The sequence below is a fragment of the Veillonella sp. CHU594 genome, from assembly GCF_003992265.1.
Lineage (GTDB): Bacteria > Bacillota > Negativicutes > Veillonellales > Veillonellaceae > F0422.
Map to the genome: position 1 here is coordinate 119,650 of NZ_RQVB01000006.1, position 20,164 is coordinate 139,813.

A 20,164-nucleotide genomic window follows, 5' to 3' on the forward strand; every position below is an offset into this window, starting at 1 on the left:
ATTATAAAATCCCTTATGTGGTCATCTGTACGTCATCATTATTTTCTTTAATAGCATTTAAATACTTTTCAATTGTAAGAATGCTTCGCTCTATCAATATCTTTATATCTTTTCGTGTTATATCAATATTTCGTTTTTCTCGAGCGTGAACAGAGTCATTACGAATTAATTTTAGAGTATTATATGGGTATAACAATGTTCTTAAAATCAATAATATTAAAGTTTCCCGCCCCCATATGTCTAGACTCTCTGCTTTTCCACCAATATCTTGAGGTATGAGTTGTAAGAACTTATCAGCAATATCTTCTGCATCGTCTCGAGTAGATCCATTAATAGATTCAATCAGTTGCAAAATCCTTTCAGAATCATACTTAAATTCTTCTTTATTCCCTATAAACGCCTCTATAACATCTTGATTGACCTGCAAACTTCCCTTTGCAATCAATGATTCAATATCATCTACTTTTGCATACTTATCCAATGATGTAATCATATTACTAAATTTAGGAGCCCCTTCTATAACTGCTCCATTTATAGTTCTAGGAAGTATAACTTCATAAATTTCATCCCCGCCAAAACCAGAATCTTTCAAATATTCTTTTCTAATTTTAAATAAATTCCCTGAAGTTAAAGCCAAAAGATACTCTTTAATATCCTCAATAGATTTCTGTAACAAGTCTACACTGTCTATCCTATTTAGAGCCTCATTTATATCTTTTAGTGTCTTATAATAAGTAGATTCACCAGTACTTTTTTTACCTAACTCATTTTTTAGTTGCTCTTCTATCTTTTCAGTTATTTTCTCTTTTATTTTCTTCTTTAAATACAAATATCCAAATAATAGCTCCATCTTGGACACTATTTTTTTGGACTCTTCATTTCTAGTAATTTGATATACAGGAGCCTCCCTAATAATTTTGCTAAGTTCATCCACTACTTTAATATCTTTACTTTTCTTTAATTCACATTCATTCTGTCTAATTATATCCATTAAAGTATCTAAGGTATCAACACATAAATTTCTTAACTCTTTAGAGTTAGAAAATAATTGTATAATCCACTTCCAGTTTCGCTTAAATTCTTCCTCTTTTAAAACAGATAATTTCCATGTTATATGCTTACTATCGAAGTTTATATTTACATTTTGACCTTGTAATTCTTTTTTAAATACAATTTTTATATTTTCAAAAAAAATATCAACATTTTCGTTATCTATTTGAATATCTGGATTTTTCTCCCATTTATCAGGAACACGAAGACTATAATTGGTTAGTGCTTCCTTGCATAACTGTTTATCTTTATGAACTTCTGTTAAAGCCAGCTTTTTTCTTGTGTCATCTGTATTCCCTGTATATTGATTAAGTAACCAGTAGAGAAGTTTATATTCAGACTTCCCTGCTTTATGTTTTTTTCTTAATTCATCTTTAGTAGATTCATAAAATATTTCTGATAGTTTATTTCCTAATTTTAATTCTTTGTTCTTGCGTTTCACTTTAGAAAACGTTTTTCGATGTATGGCTCTCTTCTTTTTTCTTATGAATCCTAAAATTCCTCTAGTATTAACAGTGTCAAATAAAATATCTGGTACAATTTCCACATATAAGGTCAATGCTTGTTGTATAAAATTATGATCTAAGCACCATTTGATATAATCTAAACGTATTTTGGGATGCCAAATTAATTCATATTCTTTTTTGATTTTTGGCAAAAATACCTTTAAGAGTCGTAAGTTACGATTTTCTATGTATCTACCTAACTCTATCACTTCTCCATTTCTAGGGTCTTGGATATCTTCAATTTCTACATCGTCAAGTGCTTCCCAAGCTTTTTTTATTTGTTCAACAGCTACTTGAAATTCGTTTTGGTTAGAAATGGTAATCGCTTCAGCAAATGCCTCTACTGATTCAACAATTGCGTCTGTTACCGCTCTATATTTAGGCTCATAATTATTCTCTAAAGAAAATTTCAAGGCACAGTCGAAATACTTTCTCAGTTCTTGTGCACTCCCAAATTCAATAAACTCATGAATCCCATTAATAAAGTTTTGCGTATTTATCATATGAGTTAAATCGTCAATTTTTATTGTATTTTCATCTCGATTCATTTGAGCATATAAAATTTTCTCTACATCAATTCCTCTTTTTTCTAATACATTTAAAACAAACAATAAATACACGGGAATCGTTCTGAATCCACCTGTAATATCTACATATACATGTACATTTTTATTCGGATCCTTTTTTATTTCTTCTATATAACCAATGATATTATTAATCATATTAAAGATATTTTGCACATTACTTTCAATTCCCTTTGTTTCATCTTTAATATGGATATCATTAATAGTTAACTTAGTGCAACTTGATTTATCCTTCATTGCATATCTATAAATAGTTTGCATTCTAGCATCAATAAATTCTTTGTGGTTTTTAAATTCAGTTCGTTTAACACCATCTAAATATTGATATACTAAAGTACCATCTTTTAATTTATAGGTTTTTAACTTTTCGTTTTCACTTTCATCTAACTCAACCTTAATTACATCGTCTGTAGTAAATGTAAATACATGGTCAAGATCATTCAACATCGCTCCCCTTCCATCTTTTTTAGGTAACAGTAAATATTTTAATACTGTTTCACTTGTACTCAATGCTTTATCCATAAAAGAACATTCGCTATCATCTTCATACATTGGAGACTTCAAGTCTTCTAAATTATGGTCTAAAGACTCTAAAGAAGTTAATGAACCATATATACTGCTATACGCCGTCAATAAGATATTACAGTCTTGTTTCTCCACCATCTCTCTTCTCCTTAAAATTCTCTAAACTGCACAAAGCTAAACTCTACTTGTTTTGTTTTTCCATCTTCTAATGTTTTGACTATTCTTTCACTAGTAGCTGCCACGACTTTTATCTGATGAGACTTTAGAAATTCTACCAATTTATATGTATAGGTAAATTCTCCTTGCACCATCACAACAGATGGATGCTGTTTCAAAATAGTCGCACCATTTAGGTTCACCAGTTTTTGAACTTCATCTGAAGTGCTGTTTGGATTTATCCCTGGAAACAGTACGTCTACAATAGGTCCATAACGTTCCGCTTCCCTCCGTTGTACCTCATCCCATTGTGCACTTGGATGATTACTATGATTAATAAACATATATTATCCCCATTATTACAAAATATTCTTATTTATATATTAATGTATTTACTTATAATTTACTAGCAGAATTTTCATTTAATGCATTCTAGCTATCCATAAAAGTTATATAAAATTTTACTATTTATCACAATTATTATTGTAGTTCAGTATCTTCTGTCCCCATAGATACCAGCTCTATCATGCTTGTCATATATATTTAAATGTCTTCTCATCTATGATATGATAAATTATATAATCTACATTTGGATACATATATACTTTACTCAATTACAAGGACATCTATGCAACCTATTTTATATTTTACACTTTCATTAGATCATGCTCCATGCTCCATGAATCAAGCCATCCGAGAGCAAAAGGTATCACAAGCAATGCGCCGTCGTCTTCGTCGTGAGGGTTCATTTCTTGTGAACGGAGTACCTGCTACTTGGGATACCTTACTTCATCCTGGCGACTCTGTGGCGGTCCACTTAAGTAAAACTTCCCATATCGATCCAACGCCAATGGACTTAGACATTGTCTTTGAGGACAACCATCTGTTGGTCATCAATAAACCTGCAGGCATGCTTATGCATCCTACTTCCTCTGAAAGATACCATACACTTGCCAACGGCGTATTGGCATACTTTGAAAAACAAAGTATGAACGCTAGCTTTCACCCCATCCATCGACTAGATAAGGACACCTCTGGTCTCGTTATCATTGCTAAGAATGCCTTGGTTCAACATGCTTTCACCAAGCAGCATTCACGCATCCAAAAAGTATACGATGCTATAACCGATGGTATTATTCCTGTCAGTAAGTTATCCATTCATTTCCCTATTGCTCGCTTAGAGGGTAGCATTATTGAACGTTGTGCTCATCCACTAGGGCAACCTGCCCATACAGATATCGATGTAGTTCGACAACATCCACATCATACTCATGTGCGCTGTTATCTGCACACGGGACGAACTCACCAGATCAGAGTCCACCTTAGTGCTTTAGGATACCCACTCGCAGGCGATGATTTATATGGAGGCTCCTTAACGTGGCAAACCAAACAATGCCTCCACGCCACAGAACTACATTTTATCCATCCTATGACACAAGAGTGGATGTCATTGCAAGCACCATTACCAGAGTATTTTAAGCAAATCCCTTAAAACACCATTTTCCTTATTGACAAATACTATGTACAGTAATATCTTATTATTACGATATATCGAAAAGCGAGAAGCTATATGTGAGCGGTGATTCCCACCGACGATGTATATATGGTACATCGAAAAGCGAGAAGCTATACGAGAGCGGTGATTCCCACCGATGATGTATGTATGGTACATTGAGAAGTGAGAAGCTATACGAGAGCGGTGATTCCCACCGACGATATACATACTAACGTAACTAAAGGACTGTATACCATGCCTAGGCGTGTTATACAGTCCTTTTAATTTGCTTATTTATAAAGTTCCTATGACATTCCAATTATCTCTATGAATGCCAATAATTATAACTTCTTTTTTATCTTCATCAATATAATAATAAATTGCATATTTTTTTATCAAGTGCCTATAAAGTCCAGGAAACTCTATCGGATCAAATATCCGATTTCTATATGGAAAGACTTCCAAAGAATCAATTGCTTTTTCAATACTCATTAAGATATTTTTAGCCGCGATGGGATTATATAATGTATTAGTGATATAATGAACGATCTCTTTTAACTGCTTTTTAACTCGCCTATTGATTCGTACTCGATAGGTTCCCATATTAAACCTCTGCTAGCAATCCTTTAATGACTTCGCGAGCATCATAAGTCTCATCATTATCATGTATACTCACTTGATAACTTTCACGTAAACTTTTGTACAATTCTTCTTTAGTTAATTGTTGTAACGATTTCGGTTTTTCCACATTTACACTAAGATTTAGTTTTCTTGCAGTAGCTTCCATGCTATCACCTCGCTTACTATGGATATAAAATATATGATACCTTCATTATATACCATTTTTACAATATTGGTAATAAAAACTACTACTTTTACAATGATTTACCATAACAAAAAAACTGACACGCCCTAAGAGCATGCCAGCTTTTCTCAAATCAAATTAAATTTTATTGTTGCAACCTAATACATTTTTAATTTTATGTTGCACCATAGCTTGGATAGCCTCACGGCCAGGTCCCAAGTATTTACGAGGGTCAAACTCAGCAGGATTGTTTGCTAATACTTCACGAATGCTTGCAGTCATCGCTAAGCGCAAGTCTGTGTCGATATTAATTTTGCACACTGCCATTGTGGCTGCTTTGCGAAGCATATCTTCAGGCACCCCTTGTGCACCTGGAATAGCGCCACCAAAAGAGTTACATTTTTCTACGAATGCTTGTGGTACAGAAGATGCCCCATGCAATACGATTGGGAAGTTCGGCAATAATTCGCCTACTCGTTGTAAACGACCAAAATCTAAGTATGGAGTGCCTTTAAATTTATACGCACCATGGCTTGTACCGATAGCAATCGCTAAGGAATCGACCCCAGTTAAACGAACGAATTCAGCGGCTTCCTCTGGATCGGTAAACAACGCATCTTTCTCGCTAACGTTTACGTCATCTTCCACACCTGCTAAACGACCTAACTCACCTTCTACTACAACGCCATGTTTATGAGCATATTCCACTACACGAGCTGTCAATTCTACATTTTTTTCAAAAGGATGTTTAGAGCCATCAATCATAACAGAAGTAAATCCGCTATCGATGCAGTCTTTACAAATTTCAAAATCATCACCATGATCCAAATGCAAAGCAATAGGAAGGTCTGTATCGATTAAAGCTGCTTCCACCAGTTTTGTTAAGTATACAGGTTTTGCATATTTACGTGCTCCTGCAGAAACTTGCAAAATCAATGGTGCTTGCTCCACTTTCGCCGCATCCACAATACCTTGGATAATTTCCATGTCGTTTACATTGAACGCACCAATTGCATAGCCGCCAGCATAGGCTTTTTCAAACATCTCTTTTGTAGATACTAATGGCATAATGGGCCTCCTTGTAGTATATAATTAAATACATTATTAATGACTATATATATTTATTATACCGTATCTACTAGAGCGATTCAAGAAAAATCTATGTTCTCAAATGTAGTCAATCTTATTGAGAGAGTACTGATTCTATGGTACAATTAAAAGTAAGTCTTTCATAGATTCAATCGAATCTTTCAGTATAGGAGATATCATGGTTAATCGATTTTTACAAGGTACACTCATCTTGACGATTGCGGGGTTTGTGGTAAAAGCTATTGGTAGCTTGAACTGGATTTTTTTATCCCGTGTTCTCAGTGGTGAAGGTATCGGTATCTACCAAATGGCATTTCCAGCGTACTTATTGGCTCTGCAGCTATCCAGCGCAGGAATCCCTATTGCCATTTCCATTATGACCGCGGAAAAATTAGCAAAATATGATGTATTGGGAGCCCAGAAGGTTTTTTCTATTTCTTTTAAAATGCTATTTGTCCTCGGCCTATTGTTCAGTATTGCCGTCTACGGTTCTGCCCAATGGCTTATTGACATTAATTTCATTACAGACCCAAGAGCCTACTATTCTTTAATTGCTCTATCACCAGCAGTCTTCTTCGTCACCCTCATTTCTTGCTATCGAGGCTATTTACAAGGATGGCAAATGATGACTCCTACGGCGATTAGCCAAATTGTAGAACAATTACTGCGTGTAGTGGTCATGCTTGGAGCTGCATATATTTTACTCCCTTATGGATTAGATGTAGCTGCTGGTGGAGCCAGCCTAGGCGCTGGTATCGGAGCGGTCGGTGCCTTAGTGGTACTCATGTACTATTACTATCGCCTACCAAAACAATTAGACGAACCGATGATAACTACAGAAACACCTGAAAGTTCCAAGTCTATCATTCGTCGTTTAATCAACTTGTCCATTCCTATCGCTTTAGCTAGCATGATGCTACCAATTGTAGCCATGTTAGATGTAGCGATTATCCCACGGCGATTGATCGATATCGGGTATCCGCTCCATGAAGCTACGGAACTATACGGATATTTATCAGGCATGGCAGTGCCTCTTATCAACTTGGCAACCATCATTACGGCGGCCATTGCCACAAGCATTGTGCCAGCTGTTTCCAATGCTGTATCCATTAAAGATATAAAACAAGTCTACTATCGCACGGCAGGTTCTATGCGGTTAACCTTCGTAGCAACGATTCCTTTCACGGTGATGCTATACGTTTTGGCAGAACCAGTAGTATCCACTATTTATAACGCACCACGTGCAGCCGAAGCAACGCAAATCTTAGCGTGGGCCATCTTCTTTTTAGGTCTTCACCAAGTGACGACAGGTATCTTGCAAGGTTTGGGAAAACCACGTATTCCTGTCATCAACATGGGAATCGCAGCCATTGTAAAAGTCATCTTAAACTGGGAGTTAACAGCTATCCCTGCCTTAGGTATTGGCGGCGCTGCTTACGCTACTGTAGCCGATATTGGTTTTGCTGCTCTATTGAATCTTATCTGGATTCATCGTCACACAGGATACTTTATCGATCTTATCTTGTTAGGAAAAAATATTATCTCCGCCTCTATCATGGGCGTGTCCATGTACTATTTCTATCCGATCTTACAAGGAACTATCCCTACCTTCTTTAACATTATGATTACCGCTATCATAGGTGCACTTATCTATGTAGCTATCATGATTGTGCTGAAAGGTTTAAATAAAAACGATGGAGCTCGATTACCTGTGGTGGGACGATTCTTTAGATAATTAACAAAAATATATTAAATACCCTTGAAGGATTACTTTCAAGGGTATTTTTTATAGATATATTGCTAGCTACTACTATCATTTATATATCTCTATCACTCTATGTAGTAATATCAATTAAATATTCTGAAAGGTAGCAAAAAAGAACAGCCCAAAAGGACTGTTCTTCTATACACAACCTATTATATAGGTCATTATCTATTTATTTTACGCGTTTTTAGCAATTTCTACTAATTTTGCGAATGCAGCTGCATCATGTACTGCCAAGTCAGCCAACATTTTGCGGTTGATTTCCACACCAGCTTTTGTTAAACCAGCGATGAAACGGCTGTAGGATAAACCATTCATACGGCTTGCTGCATTGATACGAGCGATCCATAATTTACGGAACTCACGTTTTTTAGCACGACGGTCACGACGAGCATAATATAATGCTTTCATTACGGATTCGTTTGCTTTTTTGAATAAGCGAGAACGTGTACCGCGGTAACCTTTAGCTAATTTTAAGATTTTTTTATGACGTGCATGCGCTGTTACGCCTGTTTTTACTCTTGCCATTATTGTATTCCTCCAATATCGTTATATGTTACTAAAATATTTGCATCTTATGCGTATGGTAAGCATTTCACTACGCGTTTGTAGTCAGATTTGCTAACCAATGTAGCTTTACGAAGATTACGTTTACGTGCTGGAGATTTTTTCTCTAAAATATGGCTTTTGAAAGCTTTTGCACGTTTGAATTCACCACTACCTGTTACTTGGAAACGTTTAGCCGCTGCGCGACGAGTTTTAATCTTTGGCATTATTCTTCCTCCTAATTACCTTTTTTAGCTAAAATCATTGTCATGTTTCGGCCTTCTAGTTTCGCTTCTTTTTCAACAACCGCTTGGTCAGTTAATTCACCAGCAAAACGAGTCAGCACATTAAGCCCCAATTCTGGGTGGCTCAATTCACGACCGCGGAACATGATCGTTACCTTAACTTTATTACCATCACCTAAGAATTTAGCTGCATTTTTAAGTTTTACATAAAAATCATGATCTTCGATGTGAGGACGAAGCTTAACTTCTTTCAATGTGAAAGTTTTTTGCTTCTTCTTTGCTTCTTTTTCGCGTTTTTGTTGCTCATAACGGTATTTACCATAGTTCATAATGCGACAAACTGGTGGTTTACCATTAGGGGCTACTTCTACTAGATCTAAATGTTGTTCTTCTGCCATAGCTAAAGCATCACGAACAGACATAATACCTAACTGATCATTATCTGCACTTACGACACGAACTTCGCGAGCACGGATTTCTTCATTAATACGCGGTGTATCTTTGCTAATACTAGTCACCTCCAAAGGGATAAAAAAATCGGATGGCACAAGGCCACCCGAGCATAGTTTATAACTATCTGTACCCAACATTTCATGACATCAGGTGAGAAACGGATGGTTTCTACTTGTTAATACCTAATTAGTATACGCTATTAATTCTTATTTGTCAAGAATTCTCTCTTTAACTTTATATAGTATCTGCAACTTTCCAGCAATATCCTTTGTAAAATTACTACCATATTATAAAAGAAATTTACCTTCATACAAACTGATAAAAAGGCCCTCCCGAAGGAGAGCCTTTCCATATTACGTTCGCTATTGATTAGCCTTGTAATTCGTCTTCAAACCCTTTTTGTAAACGAACATAGGATTGACGGCGTTCTTTAGCTAATTGTTTGTTGATTTCTAACAATTCTTTGCTCATTGCAGGAACTGCTTTACCCAAAGATGTGTAACGAACTTCTTTTCCTAAGAAGGAATCGAATAATTCGTAATCAGGTTCTTTGGAATCAAGGCTGAATGGATTTTTGCCTTGTGCTTTTAATGCTGGGTTGTAACGGTATAGATCCCAGTAACCGGATGCAACAGCTTGTTTAGTTTCAGCTTGTGCATTACCCATACCACCTTTAATACCATGGTTGATACATGGAGCGTAAGCGATGATTAGGGATGGACCTGGATATGCTTCAGCTTCTGCCAATGCTTTCATCAATTGGTTCATGTCAGCACCCATACCAACTTGAGCCACATAGATGTTGCCATATGTCATAGCAATCATACCAAGGTCTTTTTTGTTTGTACGTTTACCTTGCGCAGCGAATTGAGCAACCGCACCTACGCGAGTAGATTTAGATGCTTGACCGCCAGTGTTGGAGTATACTTCTGTATCGAATACGAATACGTTAACGTCTTCGCCGGAAGCCAATACATGGTCAAGGCCACCGAAACCGATATCGTATGCCCAACCGTCACCACCAAAGATCCATTGGGAACGTTTTACAAGGTATTGTTTTTTAGCCAATACTTCTTTTACAGCTTCTGTTTGTTCTACTTTGGAAAGAGCATCGATCACAGCTTTAGCGCGGTCACGAGTACCTTCGCCTTGAAGACGTTTTTCTAACCATAAGTCAAGAACTTGTTTAGTTGCTTCATCAGCAGTTTCAGCGATGGAAGCTACAGTTTCAGCTAATTGTGTACGGATTTTTTCAGTACCGATGAACATACCGTAACCAAACTCAGCGTTATCCTCGAATAAGGAGTTAGCCCATGCAGGACCTTGGCCTTGTTGGTTTTTAGTGTATGGAGATGCCGGCATAGATGCACCCCAAATGGAGGAACAACCTGTTGCATTAGCAATCATCATACGGTCACCGAACAATTGAGTAATCAATTTAGCATATGGAGTTTCACCACAACCTGCGCAAGCACCGGAGAACTCAAGCAATGGAGTTTTGAATTGGGAACCTTTTACAGTTTCTTGTTTCATTGGGTGAGATTTAGTTGGTAATGCTACACCATAATCCCAAGCTGGAGCAAATTCTAATTCGCCATCGATAGGGCGCATTTCGATTGCTTTTCCTTTAGGAGCTGGACAAATGTTTACACAGTTACCGCAACCTAAGCAGTCTAATGGAGATACTGCAATACGGAATTGCAATTCACCTTTAGTCATCATTTCTGGGATTGTTTCAAAGTTTTCAGGACCTGCTGCTGCTTCTTCTGCTGTCGCTAATACAGGACGGATAGTCGCATGTGGACATACGAAGGAACATTGGTTACATTGGATACAGTTTTCTTTGATCCAGTGAGGAACGAATAAAGCGGCACCACGTTTTTCGAATGCTGCAGTACCAGAAGGTAATGTACCATCTTCATAGCCTGTGAAAGCGGATACTGGTAAATCATAACCAGCTTGTGCATTAACAGGTTTTGCAATGTTAGCCACATAGCTTGGGCAAGTTGTGCAAGAAGATTTTTCGAAAGTATCTTCGGAATCTTTTGCATCTTTCCATGCTGCTGGAACTTCTACTTTTACAAGAGCCCCAACGCCTTCATCAACAGCTTTGTTGTTCATTGCAACAACGTCAGCACCTTTTTTACCATATGTTTTTTCAATGGAGTCTTTTAAGTACTCAACTGCTTTGTCGATAGGAATGATTGTATCTTCAGTCAATTTGAAGAACGCAGCTTGCGTAACCATGTTGATACGGCCACCCAAACCAATTTCAGCTGCAATTTTCGCTGCATTGATGATGTAGAAGTTCAATTCTTTTTCAGCAATTGTACGACGAAGTTTTGCTGGTAATTTTTCTGCTAATTCTTCAGGAGACCAAGTACAGTTCAATAAGAATGTACCGCCTTTTTTAATACCACGAAGAAGATCATATTCATGAACATAAGATTGACGATGACAAGCGATAAATTCTGGTTCAGTTACCAAGTATGGTTTGTTGATTGGATTTTTACCAAAACGTAAGTGAGACATTGTCACACCACCAGATTTTTTGGAGTCATAGTCGAAGTATGCTTGTGCATACATATCTGTATGATCACCGATGATTTTGATAGCAGATTTGTTAGCACCTACAGTTCCGTCAGAACCGAAGCCCCAGAATTTACATCCAGTTAAACCTTCAGTTTTTACGGATACACCTTCAGCACGGTTTAAGGACAAGTTAGTTACATCGTCATTGATACCCAATGTGAAGAAACGTTTGCCAGTTTCTGCTAACATGTTATCGAATACTGCTACAAGGTCAGCTGGGATTACGTCTTTAGAAGAAAGACCATAACGACCGCCGAATACTTTAGCATTAATATTGTGTTGAACAAGTGCTGCTTGAACGTCTAAGAATAAAGGTTCAGCTAACGCACCTGGTTCTTTTGTACGGTCTAATACTGCTACGCGTTCTACAGTTTTTGGAAGAGCCGCTACAAAACGATCTGTCGCGAATGGACGGAATAAGTGAACTTGTACGAAACCAACTTTACGGCCTTGTGCACGTAAGTAATCTACAGTTTCAGTAGCTACTTGTGCAGAGGAACCCATTGTTACGATTACGTCAGTTGCATCTTCATCACCATAGTAGTTGAACAATTGGTAGTTACGACCAGTGATTTTGTTGATTTCATGCATGTAATGTTCTACTACATTTGGAACTTCTAAGTAGAATGGGTTAGAAGCTTCACGATGTTGGAAGTAGATATCAGGGTTTTCAGCAGTACCACGAGTTACAGGAGCATCTGGGTTCAACGCACGTTGACGGAATGCTTCTAATGCTTCTTGGTCCACTAAAGGTTTTAATTCATCATATTCTAATACTTCGATTTTTTGGATTTCATGAGAAGTACGGAAACCGTCGAAGAAGTTGATGAAAGGAACGCGAGTTTTTAACGCTGTTAAATGCGCAACTGGAGCAAGATCCATAACTTCTTGTACAGAGGATTCTGCTAACATAGCACAACCAGCAGCACGAGCTGCCATAACGTCTTGATGGTCACCAAAGATAGACAATGCTTGCGCTGCGATAGCACGAGCCGCTACGTGGAATACACCTGGAAGTAACTCACCAGACACTTTGTACAAGTTAGGTAACATTAATAAAAGACCTTGAGAAGATGTGAACGTAGTTGTCAATGCGCCCGCTTGTAAAGAACCGTGAACTGCTGCTGCAGCGCCGGCTTCGGATTGCATTTCAACAACCTGTACAGTATGACCAAACAAGTTTTTACGACCTTGTCCTGCCCATTCATCCACATGTTCTGGCATTGGAGAAGATGGTGTGATTGGGTAAATAGCTGCCACTTCAGAGAAACCATACGCTACGTGTGCTGCAGCTTGGTTGCCGTCCATAGTTTTCATTTTACGCATGTTAAAATAGCCTCCTTAAAGCAAATAAAAATTAACACTTGTAGTTACATACAAAATAGGGGGATGTATATAGACTCTTGTCCGTGCACTCGCAGGATGAGCCCTCCCCTCTTGAGTATCAAAATGTTTTTTGAAATATGAATCATTTATTTCTAAAAAGATTGCATATGTTGCAAAAATGTAATAATATATAAGTTATATAGTACCTCTTTGCAAATTTGTGAAGTAGTAACTCTACTTCTTGAACAAATTGATATAGCCTTATGGTTTCATTATACATTGAGAACGAGAACTTCGCAATACCATATACACTATATCCATTGCTAATTATGCGATTATCAATTTACATTTACACATGCTTTATTGCTCAAATAGCATACTAAAAAAGAGGGCTTTTGTTATTACCATATTTAAGAGGTGCATTATGGACTTTCATCACTTAAAATACTTCGTAGAAGTAGCGGATCAAAAAAGTTTCAGCAAGGCCGCAAGAAATCTTCACATTTCACAATCTGCTATTAGTCGTACTATAAAAGCATTAGAAGACGAGCTAGGTGTTGTGTTATTCATTCGTAATGCAAAATCTGTTGAAATGACTGATGGCGGCACCATCTTTTTAACGCATGCGAAGCGTGTTGTATTCATGTTTGAACATTTAAAAATCGATTTCGAAAACGAATTCCGCTTAGAACAAGGTTCTGTATTAATTGGTTTACCACCAGTTACAGACGCTCCAATCTTTGCACAATTATTAGGTGAGTTCAAACAAACCTATCCTCAAATCGAATTAGAGTTATATGAACATGGTTCTAAAAAAATAGAAATTTCTGTCCAAGAAGGTCTTATCGATGTTGGGATTATCTGTACAAAACCAAATTCAAAAGAATTTGACTCATTCTATTTAACGAGTGATCCTTTAAGCGTTATCTTACCAAAAGATAATCCATTAGCCCTAGAAGAATCTATTTCTCTTGATCAATTAGCAGATCAATCTTTTGTGTTACATAAAGATGATTTTAACCTTCATGATGAAATTGTAAAATCTTGTAAATCTGTTGGCTTCCAACCACATATTGTATTTGAAACTAGCCAACGCGATTTGATGTTACAAACCGTAGCCGCTCACTTAGCAATCGCTTTATTACCTAGTCGTCTATGCCCTACGGAAGATGAAAATACAAAAGTAGGATCTAGCGTTGTGGTACGTCCTTTAGTAAATCCTGAAATTATGCATACTTTACACGTTATTTGGAAAAAAGGACATTACCTATCTCATGCTTCCCGCTTATGGTTAGACTTTGTGATGGCGCGCTTGCCATTGATTCCTGGCGACACCCATGATGAAACAGCTGAGTAATCCGCTTCTGAAAGTAGGCCCTCTCCTAAAGAGGCCAGTGTTCTGGATTATCCTCTACGTGCTAAGCACAACCTATTGGATGGTGTCACAACAACTAGAAATCAACGCTCTGAAAGAACGAGTTGACACAGAGCATACCATGGAACACAGTGATACCTTTCATTATCGCTTGACCAACCTAGAAAACATCAGTAACTCTCACGGAGATCGACTAAAAGAACTAGAACGTGACAACTGGCAGCTCAAACGTTTCGCCAACCAACACCAGTTCCGCATCATGCAACTAGAGTGGGAACATCCTAACATCGAGGCCCCAGAACCAAGCAAATCCACACCGGTGAAAACACCATTCAAAGCAAACCCAACCAACGTCCCTGACGTAAAAAAATAAACAAAGGACTGTACCAAGTGCATCAACACTAAGTACAGTCCTTTTTATATTCCATTTACTACTGCATACTCCCTTGCGACGCATACCTCAGCACTTACTACATTTGAAAAGGAGGGATATGTGAGACATAAAAACAATTTGCGGCAGCATCCTCCCATGTGACGCCTACCTTAGCACTGACTGTATAAAAAAAGGGGGATATATGTCTGTAAAAAACAATTTACTACAGCATGCTCCCATGCGACGCATACCTCAGCACTTACTACATTTGAAAAGGAGGGATATGTGAGACATAAAAACAATTTGCGGCAGCATGTTTTTATGTCTCACATATCCCTCCTAACCATTTCTAGTATAAGTGCTTAGTGTATAAGGAGCATCCATTCGAGGAACGTACACAGCACATAGGCTATGATAAACTTTACTTTTTGTTTCCGATCCCGGTCTTCATCAGCCACTTTCAATCGATGTGCCAAGAATCGTTTATCTCGTATTTGCATCAACATTTCCACGATGTGTTCTTGTCGTTTCATAACATTTTTATCATTCTCTAAAGCCTGCTTCTGCATAGCAATACGTCGTTGTAATCGTCGCATCTGGATCTTAATATTATTGCTCACAAATACAGATTGCCATTTTTTCCTCGTTTCAAAATACATGTAAATATAACGAGGAATATTCATGACCACAAAACTGAATAGCAAAATGCTCAAGGAAATAAAGAAATACGTAGAGAAAGAAAAGTCCTGTAGCTCTTCATGTGGTAAGTAATGGTTCAAGATAATAAAGCTCACCCAAACCCCTATGGGCATTAACAAAGCTGCCGCCATGTCAATGGAGCGAACCCAGTTCGTTTTTACCGGCATTTCAGGAGCTAAATAGGTTTCTAACTTCTGATGGAATGCATAATACTCCACTTGCAGCACAGATTGTCCCGATCTGATGGCTGTTAATAGCACCGGCCCTACGCTATCTTTTGGTCGCTGTGGCCAAGGAATAAACTCTCGTACAGGGCTATCCGGTGACAAGTCAAATCGAATAATACCTTTCTTTTCTAAACGCATAGATGATGTATCATCACCGATGCTGAAAGGATTAAAAAACATCCCTAATACATGCAAACTCCAATTTCCCAAAATATGAGTAATGATATTTAAAAATAAACCACCCATATCTACATTGGCTACATCTAATTTAAGCTGAATGGTAGATGTATAATCATCAAACCAAATATCATCAATATCAAATTCTACATTGATGACATTCCCCAATTTCGTGATGACATTCATGAATACCTTATTGTTTGGTTCAAATTCAAAAATAATGGAATGAAAGAACCAATGATTACGCACCACAGATCGCATCTTACGGTTCACCGCTTCTTCCTCAATGGATAGCATACGATGATCGTACAGCGTATTTCCATCTTCTAGTTGCTCTGGTAAACGTGGGGCTTCTATATGTGTTTGTGTAGTTACAGTATTGGCTAATTTCAACAGCTTTGTAACTAATTGTCCCATATATATCTCCTATCTAGTAGGTTATCTGAATCTAAGTGATACACTTTCATAGTTATCACAATTATATCATAGTCCCCTTACAAATGAAAGAAAAGCCCCACCTATACTAAATGCGTTCCATGCTCAATCGATGGTATTCGTAGAATCGACCTTGTAAAGCTAATAAGCGTTCATAAGTTCCACTTTCCACAATGCGTCCATCTTCTAAGAATACAATACGATCCATTTCATGAAGTTGTTCGATATGGTGTGTAATGTATAATACAGTTTTTCCTTGGAACAAAGTACTCAACTGATCTTGTACCAAGTGCCTTGTGACTTGATCTAATCCTTCTAGTGGCTCATCCAAAAGCAAAATCTCTGCATCACGTAAATACAAGCGTGCCATACCAAGGCGTTGTCGTTGTCCACCACTGAGACCCATGCCCCCTTGACCGACCATGGTGCGCAAACCTTTTGGTAATGTCCGTACCCAGTCCGCCAATTGCACCGCTTCTAAGGCTTGCCAAATGTCTTCATCTGTAGCACTCGGCTTAGCCAATCGGATGTTATCGCCAATTGTAGCATGGAATATATAGATATCTTGGGTAGCATATGCCATATACGATTGCAATTCTTCCTCTGAAAGTGCCCTTGTATCAACTCCATCAATAAAGATAGTACCACTGTATGCATACCATCCTTGTAACAGTGCAAACAATGTGCTTTTACCGGACCCACTAGGACCTACAATAGCTACTTTCTCACCTTTTTGAATGGACAATTCTAATTCCTCGTAAATAGGCAGTACATCATAAGCAAAGGATAGAGCTTGCATACGAATCATCGGAGATACTGTTTTATCCACGTCTATGGAACTCTGATGGTTCATGCTTTCTAATGATGTTTTCTCCTGTCCTGATCGATCGTCTAGCTGTTCCAATCGCTCCATAGCTAAAGCGCTTTCATAGCCATGCAAGGATGCTTCTGTCATAGGTTGTAAGGTTTCAAAGTAGGACTGCAATCCAATAGCGATAACCGCCACCCATAGCGGTCCGTAGGTAATGCCATCAATTACCCATAGGCCAACAATAATCCCTACTAATAAGGCAGATTGTGCTAACCCTAAGAGGATAGTCTGATTCCAACGAACGCCACGATTCCATAGACTCTGCCAACCATCAAAATCACGAAAAGATGCTTTCATAGACTGTACAAATCGTTTTTCTTGATGACTCATAATAATATCTACCACACCATGAATAGATTCGATGAGTTCCTCTTTCATACGCCCTCTTGTATGTAATCGCATAGGTGGTACTTGCCGTAGCACATAGGTAATGATCATTGGCAGCACTACGCCTACAAGAATACTGTACAATGCAATCACCATAGCTACTATCGGATGCAATTGGTATCCTATGATACAGCCTAGCACTGTAACAACGAGGAATGACAAACTAGGTACTAAGGTACGCAAATAAAAGAACTGTAATGTCTCAATATCTGCCATAATCCGTCCTAGGAGGTCCCCCATTTTCATAGATTGAAAGATACGTGGCACCAATGGTTCTAGTCTTTTAAAGAAGGCAATGCGCAATTCGTATAACCCTTGGAAAGCCATAGAATGCGACACATAACGTTCCCCATACCGACAAATGGCACGGCTAATCCCAAAGAATCGTACTCCTACAATGGCCAAGCTCAACACCACTAATAGGGGATGCTCTGAGGCTTTCGTTATGAGCCATGTGGACGTAGTAAGTAAACCAATATTCATGAGCACTGTAGCCATAGCAAAAACTACACTACCCACTAGCAAGGCTTTATGCCCAGATAGTAACTTCCAGAGTGACCATAAGCCTCGGCGGATATTCTGTTGCGTATTTCCCATGGTATTATGCTCTTTAACATTCGATGCATGTGTATTATGTAACGCTTCTATTTCAACTTGTTGCACTATATCGTACGATGTATCGCCACTGCTATAGTCTGCTCCTAATGCTGGATTAGGGGATTCAGACTTTAGTGTCTCCTCCACTACCTTCCGCATCACAGGATTACTATAGGTATTCACTAGGGATGTAAAATATCCATTTTGTACGATTAAGTCTCTATAACTACCAGCTTCTACTAATCGCCCTTCTTGCATCACAAATAAAATGTCCACATACTTCATAGTTTGCACACGATGCCCCACATACAAGACGATTTTATCTTGCCCATACTGATGCAATACCTGCATGATTAGATGCTCAGTTTCCACATCTAAATGAGCTGTTACTTCGTCAAGAATAAGGATTTGTGCTGGTCGTAACAAGGTTCGTCCTAAAGCTAATCGTTGGCGTTGTCCACCGGACAATCCATAGCCACCTTCTCCAATCAATGTATCTAATCCCTTTGGTAAAGTAGCTACAAAGTCAGCTAGCTGTACTTGTTCTAGAACCTGCCATAAGGTTTCATCAGTCGCCGGTAATCCAAATTGTAAGTTCTCCCGTAAGGTACCACTCATAATATATGGGGTTTGACTAAGATACGCAATCTGCTCATGGTACCATTGACTGTCTAAGGTTTGTAAATCATAACCATCTACGGTCACTTGGCCCTTAGTAGGCGTTAATAATTGCATGAGCACATTAGATATAGTAGTTTTACCCGCTCCACTTTCACCAACTAGCATATAAGAACGGCCACATTCCAATACACCTGTAAAAGTGGCTAAGCCTACATGATCTTCTTCATATTCGTATGCCACATCCCGAAACTCAATAGTTTGAATCGGATCCTTAAGTGTTTTCTGACCTGTATGAATTACTTCTACACCTGATGTTACATACTCCTCCACTGCTGTAAGGCTCACTTTACCTGATAAACCCGTATGAAATGCAGATCCCAACTGTCGTAGGGGAGCATAGAAATCTGGTGCTAGTAGCAAAATAAAGAAAGCTGGTAAAAACTCTACTTCCCCATATACTAAGGATACCCCTAAGTAGACAGCAATCATGGCTGTACTTATTGTACCGATTAATTCTAACACTAAGGCAGACAAAAAGGCGATACGCAATACCTTTAATGTAGCATCGCGAAACTCTCCAGATAAACGACCTATCACATGAATCTGTTCTTTGGCACGACCAAATACTTTCAGTGTTGTTAAACCTTGTAATACGTCAAGGAAATGTCCTCCTAAGAATTGCATTCGTTCCCATTGCTGCTTATTTAGTTTATCTGCTTCCTTACCAATGAGAATCATAAAAAAAGGAATCAAAGGGTAGGTTAGCAATAAAATCCAACCAATCCAAGAGATAGAATTAATAATAGCAATAGACAATATAAGTGGAATCAATACAGCATATAATGCTTGTGGAATATATTGACTCATATAAGCATCTACATGATCTAACCCATCAGTCAATATATGTGTGATAGAACCAGCACTCTCGGATTGACGTACCCCTTGAGATAACATATGGTGTAGCACACGATTGCGTAGGTCCTCATGAACTGCACTTGCAATATGATCTCGCAACCACTGCTCTCCATGGGTACAAACCATACGTAGAAAAATCATTAACATTAATCCTAGTATATAATCAAAAGATATATCTCCACCTTGTACTACTAGCCTATCAATAATACAAGCAAAAGCATATGCTTGCCCTAACGTTGCTACCGTGCCAAGCAAGGTAAACAATAGTAATCCTCCATAGGAACGAGGATGCAATTTCACTAATTGCCAAGCAAAGGGATGAATCATCGGACCTCCTTTCCAGAATACGT

General features: G+C 38.1%; 15 protein-coding genes and 1 other annotated feature. Of the genes, 4 read left to right on the forward strand and 11 right to left on the reverse strand.

The annotated features are described in order from the left end of the window. Positions 1–13 precede the first annotated feature (13 nt). Together EO111_RS05275 and EO111_RS05280 are read right to left on the reverse strand one after the other, a co-directional pair. The gene (locus EO111_RS05275; protein ID WP_127010934.1) at positions 14–2,803 is read right to left on the reverse strand and encodes a TM1812 family CRISPR-associated protein; all 2,790 of its coding nucleotides are present in this window, start codon (positions 2,801–2,803) and stop codon (positions 14–16) included. Between the two features lie 11 nt (positions 2,804–2,814). Next, entirely contained in the window at positions 2,815–3,165 is a 351-nt protein-coding gene (locus tag EO111_RS05280) for a CRISPR-associated protein (protein ID WP_126941362.1), read from the reverse strand. Between the two features lie 284 nt (positions 3,166–3,449). Between EO111_RS05280 and EO111_RS05285 the strand changes: the two genes are divergently transcribed. Next, positions 3,450–4,313: an RluA family pseudouridine synthase gene (locus tag EO111_RS05285; protein ID WP_127010935.1), complete on the forward strand. Its 864-nt coding sequence runs from the start codon at positions 3,450–3,452 to the stop codon at positions 4,311–4,313. 297 nt (positions 4,314–4,610) lie between these two features. Here EO111_RS05285 and EO111_RS05290 read toward each other — a convergent pair whose 3' ends face one another. The 3 genes from EO111_RS05290 to fba form a co-directional block, all read right to left on the reverse strand. Beyond that, positions 4,611–4,919: a type II toxin-antitoxin system RelE/ParE family toxin gene (locus tag EO111_RS05290; protein ID WP_126941358.1), complete on the reverse strand. Its 309-nt coding sequence runs from the start codon at positions 4,917–4,919 to the stop codon at positions 4,611–4,613. 1 nt (position 4,920) lies between these two features. Then, entirely contained in the window at positions 4,921–5,103 is a 183-nt protein-coding gene (locus EO111_RS05295) for a hypothetical protein (RefSeq protein WP_126941356.1), read from the reverse strand. A gap of 156 nt (positions 5,104–5,259) precedes the next feature. Beyond that, the gene (gene fba, locus EO111_RS05300) at positions 5,260–6,189 is read right to left on the reverse strand and encodes a class II fructose-1,6-bisphosphate aldolase (RefSeq protein WP_062403391.1); all 930 of its coding nucleotides are present in this window, start codon (positions 6,187–6,189) and stop codon (positions 5,260–5,262) included. 199 nt (positions 6,190–6,388) lie between these two features. On the opposite strand from fba, the gene EO111_RS05305 reads away from it, so the two are divergent. Further along, positions 6,389–7,945, forward strand: coding sequence for a polysaccharide biosynthesis protein (locus tag EO111_RS05305; RefSeq protein WP_127010936.1), 1,557 nt, complete (start codon positions 6,389–6,391; stop codon positions 7,943–7,945). 207 nt (positions 7,946–8,152) lie between these two features. Here EO111_RS05305 and rplT read toward each other — a convergent pair whose 3' ends face one another. The 4 genes from rplT to nifJ all read right to left on the reverse strand — a co-directional run bounded on the left by rplT (position 8,153) and on the right by nifJ (position 13,137). Continuing rightward, positions 8,153–8,503 carry a 50S ribosomal protein L20 gene (gene rplT / locus EO111_RS05310; RefSeq protein WP_009354133.1) on the reverse strand — a complete coding sequence of 117 codons (351 nt, stop codon included), beginning with the start codon at positions 8,501–8,503 and terminating at the stop codon, positions 8,153–8,155. Positions 8,504–8,550: 47 nt separating this feature from the next. Then, positions 8,551–8,748: a 50S ribosomal protein L35 gene (rpmI, locus tag EO111_RS05315; protein ID WP_009354135.1), complete on the reverse strand. Its 198-nt coding sequence runs from the start codon at positions 8,746–8,748 to the stop codon at positions 8,551–8,553. Positions 8,749–8,759: 11 nt separating this feature from the next. Then, positions 8,760–9,284 carry a translation initiation factor IF-3 gene (gene infC / locus EO111_RS05320; protein ID WP_009354125.1) on the reverse strand — a complete coding sequence of 175 codons (525 nt, stop codon included), beginning with the start codon at positions 9,282–9,284 and terminating at the stop codon, positions 8,760–8,762. Between the two features lie 5 nt (positions 9,285–9,289). Further along, positions 9,290–9,399 (reverse strand) — a sequence feature (ribosomal protein L20 leader region). Positions 9,400–9,588: 189 nt separating this feature from the next. After that, complete coding sequence (nifJ, locus tag EO111_RS05325; RefSeq protein WP_127010937.1) at positions 9,589–13,137, reverse strand: pyruvate:ferredoxin (flavodoxin) oxidoreductase; 3,549 nt, start codon at positions 13,135–13,137, stop codon at positions 9,589–9,591. A gap of 424 nt (positions 13,138–13,561) precedes the next feature. On the opposite strand from nifJ, the gene EO111_RS05330 reads away from it, so the two are divergent. Together EO111_RS05330 and EO111_RS05335 are read left to right on the forward strand one after the other, a co-directional pair. Continuing rightward, on the forward strand, positions 13,562–14,494 hold the full coding sequence (locus tag EO111_RS05330; RefSeq protein WP_009354144.1) for a LysR family transcriptional regulator: 933 nt from the start codon (positions 13,562–13,564) through the stop codon (positions 14,492–14,494). A gap of 37 nt (positions 14,495–14,531) precedes the next feature. Further along, positions 14,532–14,885 carry a hypothetical protein gene (locus EO111_RS05335; protein WP_127010938.1) on the forward strand — a complete coding sequence of 118 codons (354 nt, stop codon included), beginning with the start codon at positions 14,532–14,534 and terminating at the stop codon, positions 14,883–14,885. Positions 14,886–15,247: 362 nt separating this feature from the next. On the opposite strand, the gene EO111_RS05340 is transcribed toward EO111_RS05335, so the two are convergent. Together EO111_RS05340 and cydD are read right to left on the reverse strand one after the other, a co-directional pair. Further along, positions 15,248–16,405, reverse strand: a complete 1,158-nt coding sequence (locus EO111_RS05340; protein ID WP_009354136.1) for a hypothetical protein — start codon at positions 16,403–16,405, stop codon at positions 15,248–15,250. 106 nt (positions 16,406–16,511) lie between these two features. Beyond that, positions 16,512–20,141, reverse strand: coding sequence for a thiol reductant ABC exporter subunit CydD (gene cydD, locus EO111_RS05345; protein ID WP_127010939.1), 3,630 nt, complete (start codon positions 20,139–20,141; stop codon positions 16,512–16,514). Positions 20,142–20,164 lie beyond the last annotated feature (23 nt).